Genomic DNA, 14,603 nt, shown 5'->3' on the forward strand with positions numbered 1-14,603 from the left:
CGCGGCTCAGCACCGATTGCCCAAGAGTTGCGCCGGCGCAACTCCCCCCGGCGCCCGGCGACAACTCCTCCCCCGCCCACCCAAACCCCCCAACCCCCGACCCCGCCCCACCTTCGCTCTCCAGGCGCGCCCCCGGCCAGTCCCCATTCTTCCCAACTGAGACTTGACAATCTCTGTGAAATAAATCACAATGTGAAGTGAATCACATGTTCAGCCGATAGAACTGCTGAGCCCAGAAGGAGGCACGATGAAGCGGAAGCAACCGACCGACCTGATGGCGCCGCTGGCGACGCCGGAAATGCGCGCCACGCCGGGACTCTCGGAGAAGCAGATCGCGCGGCTGAGCGTGTATCGGCGACTGCTGCAGGATCGGCCCGCGGGATCGCGCAACGAGATCTACTCGCACGACCTGGCGGCGGTCTCGCGCAACACGGCGGCGCAGGTCAGGCGCGACCTGATGACGATCGGCTTCACGGGAAGTCCGGCGCGCGGCTACGGCGTGGAGCAGTTGATCGAGGCGATCGGGCGCACGCTCGACGCGCCGGAGGGGCAGAGCGCCGCGCTGTGCGGGGTGGGCAACCTGGGGCGCGCGCTGCTCGACTACTTCACGATCTGGCGGCCGCAGCTGCGGATCGTCGCGGCGTTCGACACCGATCCCGAGAAGGTGGGACGCGTGATCCATCGTTGCCGCGTGTGGCCGCTGGCCGAGCTGGAGCAGGTGGTGCGCGAGCAGAAGATCACCGTGGGCGTCATCACGGTGCCGGCCGCCTCGGCGCAGAGGGTGGCCGAGTCGATGCTGGGGGCGGGGGTGCGCGGCATCCTCAACTTCGCGCCGACGCCGCTGCACCTGCCGGCCGACGCCTATGTCGAAGAGATGGACATCACCACGTCGATGGAGAAGGTCGCCTACTTCGCGCGGACGCTGGCGGCGGTCGCGCCGACGGAGAAGCCATGAGCCTGCAACAATTGACGGTCGACGAGGGCAACGCGGCGCACATCACTGCCGTGCTGGAGCGGTGGCCGGGGGCGCAGCGCGATGCGCTGATTCCCATCCTGCAGGAAGTGCAGGAGGCGTGCGGGTACCTGCCGCGCGAAGCGATGCTGCGCATCAGCCGGCATCTCGAGGTTCCGGCGAGCAAGGTCTTCGGCGTGGCCACGTTCTACAACCAGTTCCGCTTCCAGGCGCCGGGGCGCCATCGCATCCAGGTGTGTCGCGGCACGGCATGCCATGTGAAGGGTTCGGCGGCGGTGCTCGAGGCGCTGTGCCGGCACCTGAAGGTGAAGGCGGGGCAGACGACGCAGGACGGGATGTTCAGCCTCGAGGTGGTGGCCTGTATCGGGGCCTGCGGGCTGGCGCCGGTGATTGCCGTCGACGGCGAGTTCCACGCCGGGGTGGCGCCCGACGCGGTGGCGGCGATCGTCGATTCCTATCGCGAACCGGAGGCCCTCCATGCCTGAGAGCGCCTTCTTCCGCTGTTGCCACCGCTGCTGGCATTCGTCGGAAATGCCGTGCCCCGAGGTCGTGGCCTGCCGCACCAGCGGTCCGCTCTGCCACGACGATGCGGCCTGCACGGCGCGCCTGGCCGTGGCGGCCGATCCGCAGGCCGGGCGGCCGCGCGTGCGCGTGGGCACCGGCACCTGCGGGCTCGGCGCGGGCGCCGGGCGTACGCTGGCCGCGGTGCGCGACTGGCTGGGTGCGAACGACGTGCAGGCCTGCGTGAGCGAAGTGGGCTGCATCGGCTACTGCGTGGGCGAGCCCCTGGTCGATGTCGAGCTGCCCGGGCGCCCGCGGCTGGTGTGGCAGCACGTCACGGCCGACAAGGCGCCGGCGCTGATGGCCGCGGCCCTGCGCGGCGAGGCGCCGTCGGAGGACCTGCTGGGCCAGATCCGCGACGAGACGCGCGAGCCGTGGCCCGGCGTGCCGTTCCTGGACGAACATCCGTTCTTTGCGCCGCAGACGCGGTGGGTGCTGGCCAACTGCGGGGTCATCGACCCCGACTCGCTGGACGAGTACCTGGCCCGCGGCGGCTACCGCGCGCTGTCGAAGGTGCTGCAGACCTGGACGCCGCAGGAAGTCGTGAAAGAAGTCGAGGAGAGTGGGCTGCGCGGGCGTGGCGGCGGCGGCTTCCTGACCGGGCGCAAGTGGGGCTTTGCCCTGTCGGCGGCGGGCGTGCACCGCTACCTGATCTGCAACGCCGACGAGGGCGACCCGGGCGCATTCATGGATCGCGCCGTGATCGAGGGCGATCCGCACCGCCTGCTAGAGGGGATGGCGCTGGCGGCCTATGCCATCGGCGCGCAGAAGGCCTATGTCTACATCCGCGCCGAGTACCCGCTGGCCGTGCGCCGCCTGCATACCGCGATCGCCGCGGCCAAGTCGTGCGGGCTGCTGGGGCGCAACATCCTCGACAGCGGATTCAGCCTCGACATCAAGGTCAAGATGGGCGCCGGCGCCTTCGTCTGCGGTGAAGAGACGGCGCTGATCCACTCCATCGAGGGCAAGCGCGGCATGCCGCGGCCGCGACCGCCGTTCCCGGTGGTGCGGGGGCTGTTCGGCAAACCGACGGTGATCAACAACGTCGAGACGCTGGCCAACGTGCCCGGCATCCTTGACCACGGGGCCGGCTGGTTCAACGCGCTGGGCACCGCGACCAGCAAGGGCACGAAGGTGTTCGCACTGTCGGGTCGCGTGGCGCGCACCGGCCTGGTGGAAGTGGCGATGGGCACCTCCATCCGCGACATCGTCTTCGCGGTGGGCGGCGGCATTCCCCGACGGCAAGGCCTACAAGGCCGTGCAGATCGGCGGGCCCTCGGGCGGGTGCATTCCCGAGTCGCACCTCGACACGCAGGTGGACTACGCCTCGCTGCAGGCCGTGGGCGCCATGATGGGCTCGGGCGGCCTGGTCGTGATGGATGAAGGCACCTGCATGGTCGACGTGGCGAAGTTCTTCATGGACTTCATCCAGCGCGAAAGCTGCGGCAAGTGCATTCCCTGCCGCGAGGGCACGCGCCACATGCTCGAGATCCTGCAGGCGATCACGCGCGCGCGGGGGAGCGAGGGCGGCGTGCAGGCGCTGGAACGTTTCCAGGGCGTGCTGAACCTGACGCGGCTGGCACGTGTGATCCAGGACACCAGCCTCTGCGGGCTGGGCCAGAGTGCGCCCAACCCGGTGCTTTCGACGCTGCGCTGGTTCCCCGAGGAATACGAAGAGCACGTCTTCGATCGTCACTGCCGCGCCGGTGTCTGCACCGAGCTGCGGCATTACCACATCGACGAGGAGAAGTGCAAGGGCTGCGGCCAGTGCCGCAAGCGGTGCCCGAACGGCGCCATCATCGGTGCGCCCAGGAGTCCGCACTACATCCGCGAGGACAAGTGCATCGCCTGCGGGGCCTGCGTGGAAGCCTGCTACCTGGACGCCGTGCTGGCGGACTGAGGGGACGACATGCCGACGATCAGCATCAACGAGCGCGAAGTGACGGCCCTGGACGGCGAGACGGTGCTCGAGGCCTGCGAGCGACACGGAGTCCGCATCCCCACCCTCTGCCACCTCAAGCACCTGACGCCCACCGGCGCCTGCCGCCTGTGCGCGGTCGAGGTGGAGGGGCAGCGGGCCCTGGTGCCCAGCTGCGCGTATCCCGTGGCCGAGGGCATGAAGGTGCGCACGCATTCGGCGCGGGCGGTCGAGGCGCGGCGCGTCATCGTCGAGCTGCTGCTGGCCAACCACCCGGACGACTGCCTCTACTGCGTGCGCAACACCGACTGCCAGCTGCGCGGTCTGGCCGCGGAGCTGGGTGTGCAGGGCCGGCGCTTCTTCGGCAAGTCGCTGGCCTACAAGATGGACGCCAGCAGCCCCGCCATCGTGCGCGACCCGGCCAAGTGCATCCTCTGCGGCAAGTGCGTGCGGGTGTGCGAGGAAGTGGAGGGCGTCGGCTGCATCGACTTCATCGGCCGCGGCAGCGCCACCACGGTGGGGCCGGCCCTGGACCAGGGCCTGAACGTCTCCAGCTGTATCAACTGCGGGCAGTGCATCATGGTCTGCCCGACCGGCGCGCTGAGCGAACACTCGAACCTGCCGCCCGTGCTGGCGGCGCTGGGCGCCCCCGGGCTGACCGTGGTGGTGCAGCATGCGCCGGCCGTGGCGCTGACCCTGGGCGAGGAGTTCGGCCTGAAGCCGGGCGCCGACGTGGCCGGGCTGCTCAACGCCGCGCTGCGTCGCCTGGGCTTCGCGCGCGTCTACGAGACGGCCTTCACGGCCGACCTGACGGTGATGGAAGAGGCCTCGGAGCTGGTGCAGCGCATCCGGGGCGGCGGCACGCTGCCCATGATGACGAGCTGCTCGCCGGGCTGGATCAAGTACGTGGAGCAGTTCCATCCCGAGTTCATCCCCAACCTCTCCACCTGCAAGAGCCCGCAGATGATGCTGGGCGCCCTGGTCAAGAGTCCCCTGTCGGCCGCCGCGGGCCTGGACCCGGAGAAGGTGTTCAGCGTCTCGGTGATGCCGTGCGTGGCCAAGAAGTTCGAGGCCGCGCGGCCCGAACTGCACACCGACGGCGTGCCCGACGTGGACGCCGTGCTGACCACGCGCGAACTGGTGACCCTGCTGCGGCAGCGCGGCCTGGACCTGGCGCGCCTGGAGCCCGAGCCGGCCGATGACCCGTTCGGCGCGCGCAGCACCGCAGGGCGCCTGTTTGCCGGCAGCGGCGGCGTCATGGAGTCGGCCGTGCGCACCGCGCACTGGCTGTTGACGGGCCGCGACCTGGCCGAACTGCGCGTGCAGGCGGTGCGCAGCGGCGAGGGCGTGCGCGAGTGCCGCGTGAAGATCGACGGGCTGGAGATCGGCGCGGCCGTGGTCAGCGGCCTGAAGCAGGCCAAGGAACTGCTGGCGCAGCTGAGCGCCGGCCGCAGCGACCTGCATTTCATCGAGGTCATGACCTGCCCGGGCGGCTGCCTGAACGGCGGCGGCCAGGTGCGCGCGGTGACGCCCGACGCCGTGCGCGCGCGGCAGCAGGCCCTCTACGCGCTGGACCGCGAGGGCGGCCTCCGCACGGCGCACGCGAACGAGTCGATCCGCCGGCTCTACGACGAGTACCTTGGCGCCCCCCTGGGCGAGCTCAGCCACCGTTACCTGCACACGCACTACGCGCCGCGCGAGGTCGTGCGATGAGCGAGAAGAACAAGCTCTCGCTGGTCTCGACGATCCGCGAGCGCTGCCGCGTCTGCTACACGTGTGTGCGCGAATGCCCCGCCAAGGCCATCCGCATCAGCAGCGGCCAGGCCGAGGTGATCGACGCCCGCTGCATCGGCTGCGGGAACTGCGTGCGCGTGTGCTCGCAGGGCGCCAAGCGCGTGCTCGACTCGGTGGACGACGTGCGCGCCCTGCTGGCCGGGCCCGAGCCGGTGGCGGCCTGCCTGGCGCCCAGCTTCCCGGCCGAGTTCACCGAGATGACCACCGACCAGCTGGTGGGCATGGTGCGCAGGCTTGGGTTCGATTCGGTGCACGAGGTGGGCTTCGGCGCCGACCTGGTCGCGGCCCGTTACCGGGAACTGCTCGACGAGCATCCCGACCGCCGCTACATCGCCACCACCTGCCCGGCCATCACCAGCTACGTGGAGCGGTTCCACCCTGACCTGGTCTCGCACCTGGCGCCGGTGGTCTCGCCGATGATCGCCACGGCGCGCGCCCTGCGGCAGCTGCGCGGCGAGGCCCTGCGCGTGGTCTTCGTGGGTCCGTGCCTGGCCAAGAAGGAAGAGGCGGTGGCCGACCAGGTGGTGGGCGAGATCGACGGCGTGCTCACGTTCGCCGAGCTGCGCCGCATGCTGGCCGAGGCGGCGATCGACCCCGACCGCGTGGAGGCGGGCGATTTCGACCCGCCGCATGCGGGCGCCGGCACGCTGTTCCCCCTTTCGCGGGGCATGCTGGTGGCGGCGAAGATCGAGGACGACCTGGTCTCGGGCCAGATCGTGGCGGCCGGCGGCCGCAGCGAGTTCCAGGACGTGATCAAGGAGTTCGACTCGGCCGACCTCGACGTGCGCCTGCTGGAAGTGCTCTGCTGCTCCGGTTGCGTGATGGGCCCGGGCATGACCACCGAGGCGCCGGCCTGGGGCCGCCGGCAGCGCATCTCGCAGTATGCGCGCCACGCCCTGGCCCGCGAGGACGGCGGGCGCCGCGAGGCCGACCTGCGCGCCGTTGCCGGGCTCGACCTGGGGCGCGGCTACGCCGCCGACGACCAGCGCCTGGTGGCGCCTTCGAGGCCGAACTGCAGGAGATCCTCACCTGGATGGGCAAGCGCAACCCGGGCGACGAGCTCAACTGCGGCGCCTGCGGCTACGACACCTGCCGGGAGCACGCTGTCGCCATCCACGACGGCCTCGCCGAGAACGAGATGTGCCTGCCCTACACGATCGAGGAACTGCGCCGCACCGTCGAGGAACTGGCCGTCTCGCACGTCCAGCTGGCCAGCGCCCAGGAGGCGCTGGTGCACAGCGAGAAGCTGGCCTCGATGGGCCAGCTGGCCGCCGGCATCGCCCACGAGGTGAACAACCCGCTGGGCGTGGTGCTGATGTACTCGCACATGCTGCTGGAGGAGGCGGCGGCCGACTCGCCGCTGCGGGGCGAGCTGGCGACCATCGTCGAGCAGACCGACCGCGCCAAGCGCATCGTCGCGGGGCTGCTCAACTTCGCGCGCCAGAACAAGGTCGTGCACGCGACCGTCGATGCGCGCGAGGTGGTGGCGCGGGCACTGCGTGGCGCGACGCTGCCGGCGAACATCGCCGTGACCGTGGAACACGACGGCCTGCCCACGGCCGAGCTGGATGCCGAGCAGATCACGCAGGTGATCATCAACCTGCTGACCAACGCCGCGGCCGCGATGCCCGACGGCGGCCGGCTTCTGGTGCGCTCCGAAGGCGGCCCCGATGAACTGCGCTTCGTGGTCACCGACAACGGCACCGGCATTGCGCCGGAGAACCGCAGCCGCATCTTCACGCCCTTCTTCACGACCAAGAAGGCCGGCCAGGGCACGGGCCTGGGCCTGGCCGTCAGCTACGGCATCGTCAAGATGCACCGCGGTGATATCCGCGTGGTCTCGAACGCCGATCCGGAGGCCGGGCCCACCGGCACCACGTTCACCGTGGCGCTGCCTGCGCGCCGGCCCGTCAACGGGGAGAGGACAGCATGAACGGTTCCAGGCCCATGGTGCTCGTCGTGGACGACGACCCCGACTTCCGCCAGCAACTGCGGATGCAGCTGGAGGCGGCCGGCTACGACGTGACCACGGCTGAAGGCGAAACGGCGGCCGATGCGCTTCTGGAGACGATGAAGCCCGACCTGGCCATCCTCGACCTGATGATGGAACGCGCCGACGGCGGCTTCGCACTGAGCTATCGCATCAAGAGGCGCTATCCGGACGTGCCCGTGCTGATGGTGACGGGCGTCCAGCACGAGACCGGGCTCGATTTCACCACCGACACCCCCGCCGAGCGCGCCTGGATCAAGGCCGACGCGGTGCTGGGCAAGCCGGTGCGGTTCGAACAGTTGAAGCGCGAGTTGTCCCGGCTGCTGCCGCGGGAGTGACCATGAACACGCTGCGGGTGCTCATCATCGACGACGAATCGCTCATGCGCACCGTGGTGCGGCGCGCGCTGGAGAGGCACGCCGTCTCGATACCCGACATCGACGGCGAGTGCCGCTTTGCGGTCGAGGAGGCCGAGAGCGCCGAGGCGGGCCTGGCCCTGATCGAGGCCTCGCCGCCCGACATCGTGCTGCTGGACCACCAGCTGCCCGGCATGTCGGGCGTGGAGCTGCTCGGGGTGCTGGGGGCGCGCCAGCCGGCGCCCGAGTTCCTGACGGTGATGATGACGGCCTACGCCACGCTCGAGAACGCGGTGCTGGCCACCAAGCGCGGCGCCGAGGACTTCCTGGCCAAGCCGTTCACGCCCGACGAGCTGCGCGCGGTGGTCGACAAGACGGCGCGCCACCTGCTGCACGTGCGCGAGACGCGCCGCCTGGCGCGCGAGAAGAGCCAGATCCGCTTCCAGCTGCTGTCGGTGATCGTGCACGAGCTGAAGGCGCCCCTCAATGCCATCCAGGGCTACCTCTGGATCCTGAAGGACCTGCCCGCCGATGACGACCCTGTGGTGCACGCCAACGCCATCGACCGTTGCCTGGTGCGCATCGACGGCATGCGCAAGCTGATCATGGACCTGATGGACGTGACCCGGCTGGAGTCGGGCCAGAAGCGGCGCGAACTGGCGTCGCTGGACCTGTGCGACGTGGCGCGCGCAGCGCTCGATTCGGTCGCGCCCGAGGCCGCGGCCAGGGGAATCACGTTGAACCTCGCGGCGCCCACCCCGGTTCCCGTGACGGCTGACCGGGGCGAGATGGAGATCATGCTGAACAACCTGCTGACCAACGCCGTGAAGTACAACCGCGACGGCGGCAGCGTGGACGTGCGCCTGGAGTGCGCCGGCGGCCGGGCGCGCCTGGAGGTGGCCGACACGGGCTTCGGCCTGAGCGCCGAGGAGTGCGGGCGCCTGTTCGGCGAGTTCGTGCGCATCAAGAACGACCACACGCGGAACGTGCTGGGCAGCGGCTTGGGCCTGTCGATCCTGCGCAAGCTGGCCCGTCTCTACGGCGGCGACGTGACGGTGGCCAGCACGCCCGACGTGGGCTCCACCTTCACGGTGGAAATCTCGTGCGAGCCGACGGCCGCGCTGCTGGAAAGCACGCTGGCCCCCGCATGATGAACCGCGACGACATCATCGCGCGGCTGCGCGAGCTGGACGAGGCGAAGCTCGACGAGCTGTGGTCGGCCGCCGACGCGGTGCGCCGCCGCTCGGTGGGCGACGCCGTGCACCTGCGCGGGCTGGTCGAGATCTCGAACCACTGCGTGCGCGCCTGCGGCTATTGCGGCCTGCGTGCGGCCAACACCGACGTGACCCGCTACCGCATGACGGCCGACGAGGTGCTCGCGTGCGCCGTTCAGGCGGTGTCGTTCGGCTACGGCACCGTGGTGCTGCAGGCCGGCGAGGACCCGGGCCTGGGCGCGGAATGGGTGGCCGACGTGGTGCGCCGGATCAAGGCGACCACGCCGCTGGCCGTGACGTTGAGCCTGGGCGAGCGCGATGAAGAGGCGTTGCGACTGTGGCGCCAGGCCGGCGCCGACCGCTACCTGCTGCGCTTCGAGACGTCGAACCGCGAACTGTACGAGCGCATCCACCCGCCGCGCCCCGGCCAGGCGGTGAGCGACCGCGTGGCCCTGCTGCGGCGCCTGCGCGCGCTGGGCTACGAGATCGGCAGCGGCGTGATGGTAGGCATTCCCGGCCAGACGTACGCCGACCTGGCTGACGACCTGCTGCTCATGCGCGAGCTGGACCTGGATATGATCGGCATCGGGCCGTACATCGCGCATCCGGATACGCCGCTTGGCAGCGCGTCGGCGCCCGGCGACGACGCGTTTCAGGTTCCTGCCGATGAACTGTCGACGTTGAAGGCCGTGGCGCTGGCCCGCCTCCTCTGCCCCGGCGCGAATATCCCCAGCACCACCGCGCTGGCGACCATCGACCGCGCGCAGGGCCGCGAACTGGGCCTGCGCCGCGGCGCCAACGTGGTCATGCCCAACCTGACGCCCCTGCAGTACCGCGTGCACTACACCATCTACCCGGGCAAGGCCTGCCTGAACGAGACGGCCGAGGTGTGCCAGGGCTGCCTCGAGAAGCGTATCGCTTCGGTCGGCCGCACGATCGGCGACGGGCGCGGCGACGCCGCGGTCGACTTCATCGACGACGACCGGCTGACGGCGCTGCTGCACGGCGCGGCGCGGCCCGGCGCCACTGAAGTGCGCGACATCGTCGCGCGCAGCCTGGACAAGCAGGCGCTGACCGTCGAGGAGACCGCGACGCTGCTGCGGGCCCGCGACCCGGACCTGCGCGCCGAGATCTTCGCCGCCGCGCGGCAGCTGAAGGAAACGGTGTACGGCAACCGCATCGTGCTGTTCGCGCCGCTGTACGTGGGCAACGAGTGCGTGAACGACTGCTCCTACTGCGGCTTCCGCAGCAGCAACGCCGAGGCCGTTCGCGCCACGCTCGACCGGGCGCAGGTGCGCCGCCAGGTCCTGGCCCTCGAGCGCGAGGGGCACAAGCGGCTCATCCTCGTGTTCGGCGAGCACCCGGACTACGACCTGAGTTCATCGCCGACAGCGTGCGCGAGGTCTACGCCACCCGTGAGGGCACGGGCGAGATCCGCCGCGTGAACATCAATGCCGCGCCCTTCGACGTGGACGGCTTCCGCACGATCCGCGAGGCCGGCATCGGCACCTACCAGGTGTTCCAGGAGACGTATCACCACGGCGCCTACGCCCGCGCGCACCCGGCCGGCACCCGCAAGGGCGACTACCGCTGGCGCCTGTCGGCCCTCGACCGCGCGATGATGGCCGGCTGCGACGACGTGGGCCTGGGCGCGCTGTTCGGCCTGCACGACTGGCGCTTCGAAGTGCTGGGCCTGGTCCGCCACGCGCTGCACCTGCAGGAACGGTTCGGGGTGGGCCCGCACACGATCAGCTTCCCGCGCCTGCAGCCCGCCTCGGGCGTGCACCTGGAAGGCCTGCCGCTGGTGGACGACGACGACTTCCTGCTGCTGATCGCCGTCCTGCGCCTGGCGGTGCCCTACACGGGCCTGATCCTGACCGCGCGCGAGCACGCCGACCTGCGCCGCGCCGCGCTGGCCCCTCGGCGTCTCGCAGATCGACGCCGGCACCCGCCTGGAACTGGGCGGCTACGGCGAGCCCGCGGCGCTGCCCTGCCTGGAGCGCGGCCAGTTCGCCCTCGGCGACACTCGCTCGCTGGACGAAGTGATGCGCGAGCTGGTCGACGACGGCTACCTGCCCAGCTTCTGCACCGCGTGCTACCGCAAGGGCCGCACCGGCGAGCACTTCATGGAGTTCGCCATCCCCGGCTTCATCAAGCGCTTCTGCACGCCCAACGCGCTGACCACGCTGCAGGAGTACCTGATCGACTACGCCGCGCCCGGCACGCGCACGGCCGGCGAGGCCCTGATTGCGCGCGAACTCGCGGCGCTGCCGGTCGGCGCCGCGGCCGCTGACCTGCGAGACCGCCTGCGACGCGTGCGCGAGAACGGCGAACGGGACCTCTGTTCCTGAGGGCGGCACGGCCGCCGGGAAGGACTCGACGATGCAGGCAACACCCCGGGGACTGCGGCTCCACATCGGCCTCTTCGGCCGGCGCAACGTGGGCAAGTCGTCGCTGCTCAACGCGCTGGTGCGCCAGCAGGTGGCCATCGTCTCGGAAGTGGCCGGCACCACCACCGACCCGGTCGAGAAGCCCATGGAACTGCTGCCGCTGGGCCCCGTGGTGTTCATCGACACCGCCGGCGTCGATGACGAGGGCCACCTCGGCGCGCTGCGGATCGAGAAGACGCGCCGCATCCTCGACCGCACCGACCTGGGCCTGGTCGTCGCCGCCGACGACGGCTGGGGCCCCTTCGAGGACGAACTGGTCGCCGAACTGACCCGCCGCGGCACCCCCGTCATCGCCGTCTGGAACAAGGCCGACCTGGCCCCCATGCCGGCCGCGCTGTCCGGGCGCGAGTTTCCCTGCGTGGCCACGGTCGCCGCCACCGGCGAGGGCCTCGACGCCCTGCGCCGCGAACTGATCCGCCTGGCTCCCGAGGACTGGATCAACCCGCCCAGCATCCTCGGCGGCCTGGTGCGCGCCGGCCAGACGGTCGTACTCGTGATTCCCATCGACCAGGAGGCGCCCAAGGGCCGCATCATCCTGCCGCAGGTGCAGGTGATCCGCGACCTGCTCGACCTGGGCGCCTGGTGCGTGGTGGCCAAGGAAGACGCGCTGGCCGACGCGCTGGCGTCACTGCGGTGTGCGCCCGCCCTGGTCGTCACCGACTCGCAGGCCTTCGCCCAGGTGGCGGCCATCGTGCCTGCTGAAATTCCCTTGACCGGTTTTTCCATCCTGATGAGCCGCTGGAAGGGCGACCTCGCCGAGCTCGCGCGCGGCGCCCGCGCGATTGGCGCCTTGAAGCCCGGCGACCGCGTCCTCATCATCGACGCCTGTACCCACCACCCCATCACCGACGACATCGCCCGCGAAAAACTCCCCCGCTGGCTGAACCAGCACGTGGGCGGCGACCTGGCGATCACCAACTCGCAGGGCCGCGACTGGCCAGCTGATTTGGCTTCTTTTAAGCTGATCGTCCACTGCGGCGCCTGCATGTGGAACCGCCGCGAGATGCTCTCGCGCATCATGCTGGCCCGCGAGGCCGGCGTCCCGATCACGAATTTCGGGATGGCCATCGCCTGGTCGCTGGGGGTGTTCGAGAGGGCTTTGGGGGCGTTTGGGGAGATACCGGCGTCGCGGTGACGGAGGTTGCCTCCGGCCCGCTTGCCATGCTCCCCCACGACCTGGCGCCCAGCGCTGACCTCTTACGGCGCGAGCCCCGCCGCCCCGACTTGCGCCGGCGCAAGTCCCGTCTGTTCATGCGCGAACCGATGGCACCGCGAGCACAGCGTGACCAGATTCTCCGCCTTGTTCGGCGCGCCCCGTCCGCGTGGAATCACGTGATGCACCTCGAGGAAACGCGCTGCGCCACACCCCGGCGTGGCGCAGCGATGCCGGTCGCGGGCGAGCACTGCGCTTCTCACTTTTGACGGGATCGTGGCGTGATTGCGCTTGCCTGCCTGTTCCACGCGCGCGTCGCACCCGGCGGCCGCGACTTGCGCCGGCGCAAGTTGCGCTCGCCGCGCGGTCACGGCCGCGGCCTGCCCGCAGTCGGGGCACTGGTGGATGACGATGCGGGCGGCGGGGCCTTTCGCGCGGGGCTGGCGTCGGCTTCGGCCGGGCCCTCGACCAATGATTCCAACGCTGCGAGGACCAGGTCCATGCGGTCGGCCGTGCGCGGCACGAGGCCGCGCTTGCGGGCGCGTTCGACGAGCGCCTCGAACCGCGCGAGCTGCAGGCCATCGGCGCGGAGGGTAATGGTGGTGAGTGGGTCTTCGGCAGCGGTGTTGTTGCTGGCGCCGAATTGTCCGGTGGCGTCGACGTGTTCACTGGCCAGGTTTTCCCCCTCGACAAGGAGTTGCGCCGGCGCAACTGCCGCCCCCAACTCCAGCTGACCAGCGCTCGCGGTTCCGCCTCGGCGTCGCCGCTTCCGTGCCTCAACACCTCACGCTCGAGCTCGCGCCGGCCGGTCACCTTCGCCTCCGCGACCCCAGGCCGCCTGGGTAGTCTCGCCGCCACGCGGGCCACCTGCTGGGCCTTGGTCCAGCCGAGCTCGCCGGTGGCTACGGCTTCACGCAGTTCGGGCAACCGGTCGGGTCGTCGGCCAGGCGCTTGAACTGCCAGTAGCGGTTGCGGCTGAAGCCGAGTTCGTGGACGGCATACAGTTCCAGCGACGGGTGACCCAGCAGGCGGAAGAGTTCGCGGCGCTGGACTTCGGCGAACCAGAGGACGGCACATTCGCGGGCGCGTTCGCAGGCGGCCAGGGCCTGGCGCAGGGCGGCGTCGACGGTGGCGGCGGGTTGGTTCGGGGAATAGGTGGGGAGCACGGCAGTGGCCATGGGAGGCTCGGCTTTCGGGGAGGAAGGGCCGGTTTTGATATAGCGAAAACATAACGAAGCCAGCGTGAAAGCGCAATAGGATAAAGTAAAATCAATAAAGTATGTGGTATACAGATCGCGGGACCGTTGGGTACGCGCCAGATGCGACTCCGAAAGCCACTCAGGCACGCACCGACCAACGCCTATCCTACCGCCCTCGGCCCGGCGCCACCTCCCACCGACGGCTGCGCCACGTCCCGCCATCGCCCCGCCATCGCCCCTTCCCACCCCAGAATTTCCTTTACTTGGGCCCCTCATTCGCCGATCTTTGGCGAGACAAAAAAGTTTTGTCGCCATTGAAATAGCGTTTTCGAAATTGGGCCCGGGAGCCGGTCATGAGAGCGGAAGAGCTGCAGCTGAGCGCCAGCCTCGAGGACTACCTGGAGGCCATCTACCATACGGTGGCGGCGAAAGGGGCGGCGCGTGCCAAGGACATTGTCCTGCGCATGGGTGTGCACAATTCGTCGGTGACGCAGGCGCTGCGGTCGCTGTCCGAGAAGAAGCTCATCAACTATGCGCCATACGACGTGATCACGCTCACCGATGCGGGCGAGGCCCTCGCGCTGGGCGTGGTGCGGCGGCATGAGACGCTCTCGAAGTTCCTGAACCATGTGCTGGGGCTGCCCGATGCCGAGGCCGATGCTGAGGCGTGCCGGCTCGAGCATGCGGTAAGCGGCGGGGTGCTGAACCGGCTGGTGCGGTTCGTCGAGTACTTCGAGAGCTGTCCGCGCAGAACGATGTGCGCTGGGATGATGCCGCGGGTTCTTCTGCAACCGCGCGCCGGGTACGCACAACGGGACGTGCGGGCGCGACGAGTGCGGGGCGACATGCAGCTGAGCGACCTCTTGCCGAAGGACGCGATCGACGCGGCGCGGCAGAAGAGGCGCAGTGACATGCCGCTGACGATGGTGCATGAGGGGACGCGGGCGGTGCTGAAGTCGATCGACGGCGGTCGGCAGTTGCGCGGGCGGATGGCG

13 protein-coding genes and 1 pseudogene are annotated in these 14,603 nt (G+C 70.2%); 11 read left to right on the forward strand and 3 right to left on the reverse strand.

All coding sequences use genetic code 11. The features are described from left to right. Positions 1 to 247: 247 nt before the first annotated feature. From IPG61_19630 to hydF, 10 genes and pseudogenes are all read left to right on the forward strand, one after another. On the forward strand, positions 248 to 955 hold the full coding sequence (locus tag IPG61_19630; protein ID MBK6736234.1) for a redox-sensing transcriptional repressor Rex: 708 nt from the start codon (positions 248 to 250) through the stop codon (positions 953 to 955). Then, complete coding sequence (gene nuoE / locus IPG61_19635; GenBank protein ID MBK6736235.1) at positions 952 to 1,458, forward strand: NADH-quinone oxidoreductase subunit NuoE; 507 nt, start codon at positions 952 to 954, stop codon at positions 1,456 to 1,458. Before IPG61_19630 ends, nuoE begins: the two co-directional genes overlap by 4 nt. 46 nt (positions 1,459 to 1,504) lie before the next feature. Continuing rightward, positions 1,505 to 3,434 (forward strand): annotated as a pseudogene (locus IPG61_19640) (4Fe-4S binding protein). 9 nt (positions 3,435 to 3,443) lie between these two features. Next, positions 3,444 to 5,165: a (2Fe-2S)-binding protein gene (locus IPG61_19645; GenBank protein MBK6736236.1), complete on the forward strand. Its 1,722-nt coding sequence runs from the start codon at positions 3,444 to 3,446 to the stop codon at positions 5,163 to 5,165. Further along, positions 5,162 to 6,538 (forward strand): 4Fe-4S binding protein, encoded by a 1,377-nt coding sequence (locus IPG61_19650; protein ID MBK6736237.1) that lies wholly within the window; start codon positions 5,162 to 5,164, stop codon positions 6,536 to 6,538. Before IPG61_19645 ends, IPG61_19650 begins: the two co-directional genes overlap by 4 nt. Positions 6,539 to 7,175: 637 nt before the next feature. Further along, positions 7,176 to 7,574 (forward strand): response regulator, encoded by a 399-nt coding sequence (locus IPG61_19655; protein MBK6736238.1) that lies wholly within the window; start codon positions 7,176 to 7,178, stop codon positions 7,572 to 7,574. Between the two features lie 2 nt (positions 7,575 to 7,576). Further along, positions 7,577 to 8,743, forward strand: a complete 1,167-nt coding sequence (locus IPG61_19660; GenBank protein MBK6736239.1) for a response regulator — start codon at positions 7,577 to 7,579, stop codon at positions 8,741 to 8,743. Next, entirely contained in the window at positions 8,743 to 10,251 is a 1,509-nt protein-coding gene (gene hydE / locus IPG61_19665) for a [FeFe] hydrogenase H-cluster radical SAM maturase HydE (GenBank protein ID MBK6736240.1), read from the forward strand. The genes IPG61_19660 and hydE overlap by 1 nt, the downstream gene beginning before the upstream one ends. Continuing rightward, positions 10,200 to 11,099 (forward strand): hypothetical protein, encoded by a 900-nt coding sequence (locus IPG61_19670; GenBank protein MBK6736241.1) that lies wholly within the window; start codon positions 10,200 to 10,202, stop codon positions 11,097 to 11,099. The genes hydE and IPG61_19670 overlap by 52 nt, the downstream gene beginning before the upstream one ends. 89 nt (positions 11,100 to 11,188) lie before the next feature. Continuing rightward, positions 11,189 to 12,391: a [FeFe] hydrogenase H-cluster maturation GTPase HydF gene (hydF, locus tag IPG61_19675; GenBank protein MBK6736242.1), complete on the forward strand. Its 1,203-nt coding sequence runs from the start codon at positions 11,189 to 11,191 to the stop codon at positions 12,389 to 12,391. A 62-nt stretch (positions 12,392 to 12,453) separates the two neighbouring features. On the opposite strand, the gene IPG61_19680 is transcribed toward hydF, so the two are convergent. From IPG61_19680 to IPG61_19690, 3 genes are all read right to left on the reverse strand, one after another. Beyond that, positions 12,454 to 12,780 carry an HNH endonuclease gene (locus IPG61_19680; GenBank protein MBK6736243.1) on the reverse strand — a complete coding sequence of 109 codons (327 nt, stop codon included), beginning with the start codon at positions 12,778 to 12,780 and terminating at the stop codon, positions 12,454 to 12,456. Then, positions 12,777 to 13,133 (reverse strand): hypothetical protein, encoded by a 357-nt coding sequence (locus tag IPG61_19685; protein MBK6736244.1) that lies wholly within the window; start codon positions 13,131 to 13,133, stop codon positions 12,777 to 12,779. Before IPG61_19685 ends, IPG61_19680 begins: the two co-directional genes overlap by 4 nt. A 178-nt stretch (positions 13,134 to 13,311) precedes the next feature. Further along, positions 13,312 to 13,587, reverse strand: coding sequence for a hypothetical protein (locus IPG61_19690; GenBank protein ID MBK6736245.1), 276 nt, complete (start codon positions 13,585 to 13,587; stop codon positions 13,312 to 13,314). Between the two features lie 374 nt (positions 13,588 to 13,961). On the opposite strand from IPG61_19690, the gene IPG61_19695 reads away from it, so the two are divergent. Continuing rightward, the coding region (locus IPG61_19695; GenBank protein ID MBK6736246.1) for a metal-dependent transcriptional regulator at positions 13,962 to 14,603 on the forward strand (642 nt) is incomplete at its 3' end.

It is taken from the genome of bacterium (assembly GCA_016703265.1).
In the GTDB taxonomy this organism is placed as follows: Bacteria; Krumholzibacteriota; Krumholzibacteriia; order LZORAL124-64-63; family LZORAL124-64-63; genus CAINDZ01.

Coding starts and splice junctions, on each gene's coding strand:
- IPG61_19630 (MBK6736234.1), top strand. CDS start 248: ATGAAGCGGAAGCAACCGACCGACCTGATGGCGCCGCTGGCGACGCCG.
- nuoE (MBK6736235.1), top strand. CDS start 952: ATGAGCCTGCAACAATTGACGGTCGACGAGGGCAACGCGGCGCACATC.
- IPG61_19645 (MBK6736236.1), top strand. CDS start 3,444: ATGCCGACGATCAGCATCAACGAGCGCGAAGTGACGGCCCTGGACGGC.
- IPG61_19650 (MBK6736237.1), top strand. CDS start 5,162: ATGAGCGAGAAGAACAAGCTCTCGCTGGTCTCGACGATCCGCGAGCGC.
- IPG61_19655 (MBK6736238.1), top strand. CDS start 7,176: ATGAACGGTTCCAGGCCCATGGTGCTCGTCGTGGACGACGACCCCGAC.
- IPG61_19660 (MBK6736239.1), top strand. CDS start 7,577: ATGAACACGCTGCGGGTGCTCATCATCGACGACGAATCGCTCATGCGC.
- hydE (MBK6736240.1), top strand. CDS start 8,743: ATGAACCGCGACGACATCATCGCGCGGCTGCGCGAGCTGGACGAGGCG.
- hydF (MBK6736242.1), top strand. CDS start 11,189: ATGCAGGCAACACCCCGGGGACTGCGGCTCCACATCGGCCTCTTCGGC.
- IPG61_19690 (MBK6736245.1), bottom strand. CDS start 13,587: ATGGCCACTGCCGTGCTCCCCACCTATTCCCCGAACCAACCCGCCGCC.